Source organism: Ornithinibacter sp. (assembly GCF_035443565.1).
Lineage (GTDB): Bacteria > Actinomycetota > Actinomycetes > Actinomycetales > Dermatophilaceae > Fodinibacter.
The window spans coordinates 5,776-11,646 of record NZ_DAORSO010000010.1 but is presented as its reverse complement, the minus strand read 5'-3'; the positions used below and the strand labels follow the sequence as shown (position 1 = coordinate 11,646).

Annotated in this window: 4 protein-coding genes; all 4 read right to left on the bottom strand. The window is 69.1% G+C overall.

Going from position 1 to position 5,871, the window contains the following annotated elements:
• The coding region (locus PLL68_RS02595) for an alpha-amylase family glycosyl hydrolase (RefSeq protein WP_324531374.1) at positions 1 to 2,023 on the bottom strand (2,023 nt) is incomplete at its 3' end.
• 125 nt (positions 2,024 to 2,148) lie between these two features.
• A complete protein-coding gene (locus tag PLL68_RS02590) occupies positions 2,149 to 3,237 on the bottom strand; it encodes a glycosyltransferase (RefSeq protein ID WP_324531372.1) in 1,089 nt (362 codons plus the stop codon).
• A gap of 52 nt (positions 3,238 to 3,289) precedes the next feature.
• Complete coding sequence (locus tag PLL68_RS02585; protein WP_324531370.1) at positions 3,290 to 3,925, bottom strand: TetR/AcrR family transcriptional regulator; 636 nt, start codon at positions 3,923 to 3,925, stop codon at positions 3,290 to 3,292.
• 161 nt (positions 3,926 to 4,086) lie between these two features.
• Positions 4,087 to 5,616 carry an AMP-binding protein gene (locus PLL68_RS02580; protein WP_324531368.1) on the bottom strand — a complete coding sequence of 510 codons (1,530 nt, stop codon included), beginning with the start codon at positions 5,614 to 5,616 and terminating at the stop codon, positions 4,087 to 4,089.
• Positions 5,617 to 5,871: the final 255 nt, after the last annotated feature.

Here is a 5,871-nt window from a genome sequence, read left to right as displayed (position 1 = left end):
CCTTGCCCTTGCCCTTGCCCTTGCCCTTGTCCTCTCCCTTGCCCTTGCTCTCGCCCGCGGCGTTGCCCGGCTTGCCCTTGGTGTCGGAGCCGATCCGCGAGATCGCGAAGATGCCGGGGCCGTCGGTCGCGTAACGAGCGATCTGGGCGCCGTCTGCGAGGGCCGGGTGTGCGGCCCTCACCTGGGAGAGGGTCTTCACGTGGTTGTAGAGAGGGTGCTTGGTGTTGAAGCGGTCCCTCGATCCCTCGGGGCCGCCGAGCACTGTCTCGGTGTTGTAGAGGTCTACCTGGCTGGCGAACATGTCCTCGCGAGCGGCCTGGTCCCCGCCCGTGCTGACGAAGCCCTGCTCGTCGCCGTAGTAGGTCACGGGGTTGCCGCGGGTCGTGAACATCAGCGACTGCGCGAGCTTGACGCGTGCCAGGTGCTCGGCCTCGCTCTGCCCGTCGCGCGCCAGGAACATCGAGGCCCGGCCCATGTCGTGGTTCCCGAGGAAGGTCGGCAGCTGGTAGGCGTTGCTGTCGGGGTCGGTGTACCAGTCGTCCTTGGCGAAGAAGTCGCTCAGCACGTCGGTCGGGTTGCCCTTGGCGAAGTCGACGCCCTGCTGCTGGAACCCGAAGTCGAGCGTGGCCTGGAGCTTGCCGGCCGTCGTGTACTCCGACATCACCGCGGGGTTGCCGTCGTAGACCTCGCCGAAGGCGAAGAAGTCGTCGTTGCCGATGCGGTCGGCCGCGCCGAGGATGTCCGGCACGAACTTCTGCCAGAACTCGAGGTTGACGTGCTTCACGGTGTCGATCCGGAAGCCGTCGATGCCGAACTCGACCCAGCTCTTGTAGATCTCACCCATGCCGTCGACGACCTCGGGCCGCTCGGTGAACAGGTCGTCCAGGCCGATGAAGTCGCCGTACGTCGAGGACTCACCGGCGAAGGTCGAGTCGCCCCGGTTGTGGTACATCGTCGGGTCGTTGAGCCAGGCCGGGGTCTTGGCGTCCTCGTCCCCCTCGGCGAGGAACGGGGTGTACGGGAAGGATCCGGCGTCGAGCTCGGGCCACTCGGCGGCCGGCTTGCTCACGTAGTCGCGGTCGTCGAACGGCTCGCCTGCGGCATCCTCGTACGGGTAGGCCTTCTTGGAGCGGTAGGTGTACTGCTTCTCCTCGTAGTCGATGACGTCGGCGGTGTGGTTGGTGATGATGTCGAAGAAGACCTTCATCCCCTTGGCGTGCGCGGCGTCGATGAGGTCCTTCATGTCCTCGTTGGTCCCGAGGTGCGGGTCGATCTGGGTGAAGTCGGTGATCCAGTACCCGTGGTAGCCGGCGCTCTCCTGGCCGGGGCCGCCCTGAACCGGCTTGTTCTTGAAGCTGGGGGTGAGCCAGATCGCGGTGGTGCCCATGCCCTTGATGTAGTCCAGCTTCTCGGTGATGCCCTTGAGGTCACCACCGTGGTAGAAGCCCTTGTGGGTGGGGTCGTAGCCGGTCTTCAGCGGCCCACCCGTGAGCCCACCGCGGTCGTTCGCGGTCGAGCCGTTGGCAAACCGGTCAGCCATGACGAAGTAGAACCGCTCACGAGTCAGCGCCGAGCGCAACGAGTTCTCGGCCAGCTCGGCGTCAGCGGCGGTGGTTCCCTCGTCGAGGTCGGCGGGCGCGAAGGAGACCATGTTCGTGGCGTCGTCGAAGGTGAAGGTGATCGACGCCGGGCCGGCGAGCAGCAGCGCGATGTTGTCGCCGTTGAAGGTGCCTCCCGCGCCGTAGTTCTCGGCCCAGGAGCCGTTGAGGGCGACCTTGAAGGCGAAGTCGCCCTCGGGAACCTCGAAGGTGCCCTTGAAGACCTCGGTGTCACCGACGCGGGTCAGCTCGCTCTGGGTGCAGGCCGGGTCCCAGTCACCCGGGCAGCCGACCTCGCTCTGCAGGTCACCCACCAGGGCGACGGATGCCGTGGCCGCCTCTGCGGGTACGGCCGTCAGGAGCGCTGGGGTGAGCGCGACCGCGCCACCGATCAGGACGGCGGTCAGGCGTCGGGGTGCGGGCATCGGTGCTCCTCCTCAGGACCGCGCGACGGGATGGGCGCGCGGACGGCATTGATCCGCGCTGGACGCTAGTTGCGTAAACGCTTTACATGAAGGGAGGGCGCACAGAACTTACGATTCCTTGACCATCACTTGGTGTTCGCATGGGACGGCAGGGCGGCCTCGAGCGCATCAGCCGCACCCACGGCTCCTGCGGAGGACCGGACCCGGGCACCGAGGCGCGCCGCGGCATCCCGGTGGGGCCCGTCGGCCAGCAGTGCCGCGACAGCATCGCGGACGTCGTGAGCGGATGCCCTGCGCCGCAAAAGCCGTCCCGCGCCGGCCCGTTCGAGGCTGCGGCCCAGCATTTCGTGGTCGGCCTTGGGGTCGAGGGGAAACACCGCGACCGGGATGTCGTGGGCCAGTGCGGCCATCGCCGTGCCGTGCCCTCCGTGCCCGAGCAGCACGCTGACCCCGGGCATGAGCTCGGCGTGCGGGGCGAAGCGGTGCACCTCGACCCAGGCGGGCGCGTTCAGGGAGTCGGGGTCGATGTGCGGGCCGGTGGTGACGATGACCTTGGCCGGAAGGCCCGCGCACCCCTGCACCGCGGTCTGGAGCCGATCCGCCATCCCCGCGTAGCCGAAGGTGCTCAGGCTCACCAGGACGGTGGGCTCGCACTGCTTTCTCGGCCGCCAGGAGACGAGCGGCCCGACCTGTCGCACGACGCCGCCGGGGCGGACAAGGTCGAGCTCGGGCAGGGTCATCACGACCCGCACGGCCGCGTCGCGCAGGCTCCGCCCGGGGCGCAGCCCGGTGGCGCGCAGGACGAGCCCGAGCGGCCCGCGCAGTGCAGTGCGGTAGTGCTCGTCGTAGAAGTGCTCGAGGACTGCGTACGGCACACCGCTCGCACGTGAAGCGTCCAGGGCACCGAGCATGAGGGCATCGACGAGCACGAGGTCGGCCGGGCGCCGCCGGAGCTCATCGAGCAGGTCACGAGCCATCCCACGATCGCCGAACGTCGCCAGGAGGTCACGGGTCGAGTGCGGGTCACCGGCCCGGAAGTCCCGGGCGTGCGTGGTCGCAACCGCCGTGAACCCGGCACCCTCGATGGCATCCCGCTGACCGCGGTGACCGAGCACGCGGATGCCGTGCCCGCGGTCCGCGAGCTCGCGCGCGATCGCCATGGCAGGGGGAACGTTCCCCCCGCCGTCCCACGTGACGACGATGATCTCGGCCATGACGACTCCTTCGGTCGGTGGCGATCCGGGCGGTGGCGGCCCGGCGGGTGGTTCAGTCGCCCGGTGCGGTGGCGGCGAGGACGGCCCTCGCGAGCGTCTCCATCCGGGTGCGAGTTGACTGCGCCGACAGTCCACGGTCCCGGCGCAGGAGCTTCCAGGTGTAGACGTCGGTGGCGACGACGAGGAGGTCGACCGTCGCCGCGCGGGCGGGCCCCCGCGGCAGGAGCGGGCCGAAGCACGTTTCCACCCAGCGTCGGTGCAGCGCCCGCCCCGTGGCGGTGACGTTGGCCGCGAAGGCCTCGGACCCCTCCTGCGCGAGGAGCAGGAGGACCCCGTCGCCGCGGCGTTCGTAGTGCTCGACGACCGCACGCACGGCGCCGGCGACGTCCCCCGGATCGCTGCGGCGCTCGGCCTCGACATCGGCCGTCGCCCGCTCGATCGCGGCGTCGATGAGTCCTTCGCGGCTGCCGAAGTGGCGCAGCACCGTCTGGACGCTGACCCCCGCCTCGTCCGCGACGTCGGCGAGCGAGATGTCGGCGGAGAGCCGCTGCTCGTGCAGCAGGAGCACCGCGTCGAGGATCCGCCCCCGCGTCTCCTCCACCGCCCGGGCGCGCGCCGTCATCCGGTACGTCCGGGTGGGGGCGTCGGGGACCGGGGCACCTGCAGCCGGGGACAGAGGACTATTCATGTCACTGGACGTTAACGGCAATTCATATTCGTGTCAACACGCGTTAATTCGAAATCAGCTGAGGTGGTGGGACCCCCTGCAAGCACCACGGGGTCGGCCAGGAACCCCTGTGATCAGCCACCCAGTGCTCCCGCCAAGAGCTGGTCGACGATGGCCCCGCCCTAGTTGACTCGGCGGTCTCGTCCCTCCCAGTACGGCTCGCGCAGCTTGTACTTCTGCAGCTTGCCGGTAGCCGTTCGGGCCAGCGCCTCGCGGAACTCGACCGACGTCGGCGCCTTGTAATGAGCCGCCTGCGCCTTGCAGTGGGCGATGAGGTCGGCCTCCCTGAGGTCGGAACCCTCGACCCTGACGACCAGCGCCTTGATGGTCTCCCCCCACTTCTCGTCCGGGACGCCGATGACGGCGACCTCGGCGACCTCGGGGTGGGAGAAGATGACGTCCTCGACCTCGATCGAGGACACGTTCTCGCCGCCGGTGATGATGACGTCCTTCTTGCGGTCCTGGATGGTCAGGTAGCCGTCGTCGTCGATCATGCCTCCGTCGCCGGTGTGGAACCATCCGTCACCGAGGGCTGCCCCGGTCTCTTCGGGCTGATTCCAGTAGCCCTCCAGCACCACGTTCGACCGGGCCAGCACCTCTGCGTCCTGGGAGACCTTCAGCGTCACGCCGATGGCCGGTGCACCTGCGCGCACCAGCCTGGCCGCCCGCTCCTGCGGAGGAAGGGTGTCCCACTCGGAGCGCCCGCGGTTGATGGTCAGCAGCGGCGACGTCTCGGTCAGGCCGTAGATCTGGATGAACTCCCAGCCCAGCTCCTGTTCGACCCGGACGATCGTCTTGGTCGGCGGCGGGGCACCCGCGCAGATGATCCTGACCCGACCGCGGCCAGGGACCTGGCCCTGCCACGTGGAGGCGGCACCCAGGACGGCATTGACCACCGCCGGGGCCGCACACAGAACGGTGACACCGTGGCGCTCGACGCGGTGGAGGATCTCTGCGCCATCGACCTTGCGCAGCACCACCTGCGGAACTCCCATGCCGGCCATGGCGAACGGCATCCCCCAGCCGTTGGCGTGGAACATCGGCAGCGTGTGCAGGTAGACGTCCCGGTCGGTGACGCCGGCGTGCAGGGCGAACGTCATCGCGTTGGTCCAGAGGTTGCGGTGCGTCAGCTGCACACCCTTGGGGCGCGCGGTCGTCCCGGAGGTGTAGTTGATCGTCGCCGTGGCGTTCTCGTCGGGCTCCCACGCCCTGGGGGCGATCCCGTCGATGAACAGGTCCTCGTCCTGTCCGATCAGGAACTTGTGCTCACACTCGACGTCCGCGAGGTCGTGCTCGAGCTCGGGGTCGACATAGAGCACCCGCGCCCCGCTGTGCTCGACGATGTAGCCGACCTCCCTCGCAGAGAGCCGGAAGTTCACCGGCACCAGCACCCGGCCGTACCCCGAGACACCGAAGAAGGCAGCCAGCAGTCGGGCGCTGTTGTGCGAGACGAAGGCGACCCGCTCGCCCACCTCGATGCCAAGCCGGTCCAGGTGCGCGGCCATGGCCGCAGCCTTGGCACCGAGCTCACCGTAGGTGAGCTCTCCCATCGAGGATGCCGGCTGGTGCGGCTCGTCGACGACGCCGAGCCGGTCGCGATAGACAGCCGCCGCGCGATCCAGGAAGTCCATGACACTGAACGGGACTATCACGCGATCCTCTCCTCGAACGTCGGGCTCGACCGTCCAGCTGAGCCAAGCGCCTGCGTCGCCACGTTCCTCCCGCCGAGGAACCTTGTCAACGGCTGTCGAGAACCCTGTCGCCGACGAAGCCGGGTCCCTCCCCTGTCAGGAGGGCGTCGAGTGAACCGGCCCGCCCGACGGGAGGCGACCACCTGTCAGATCAGGCCGAGCTGGCGCAGCAGCGACAGGTCGTCGCCGATGATCCAGCGCTCGACGACCCGTCCG

Excerpts from the sequence above, each read along its gene's own strand:
- PLL68_RS02590 (WP_324531372.1), bottom strand. The coding sequence starts at position 3,237 with ATGGCCGAGATCATCGTCGTCACGTGGGACGGCGGGGGGAACGTTCCC.
- PLL68_RS02585 (WP_324531370.1), bottom strand. The coding sequence starts at position 3,925 with ATGAATAGTCCTCTGTCCCCGGCTGCAGGTGCCCCGGTCCCCGACGCC.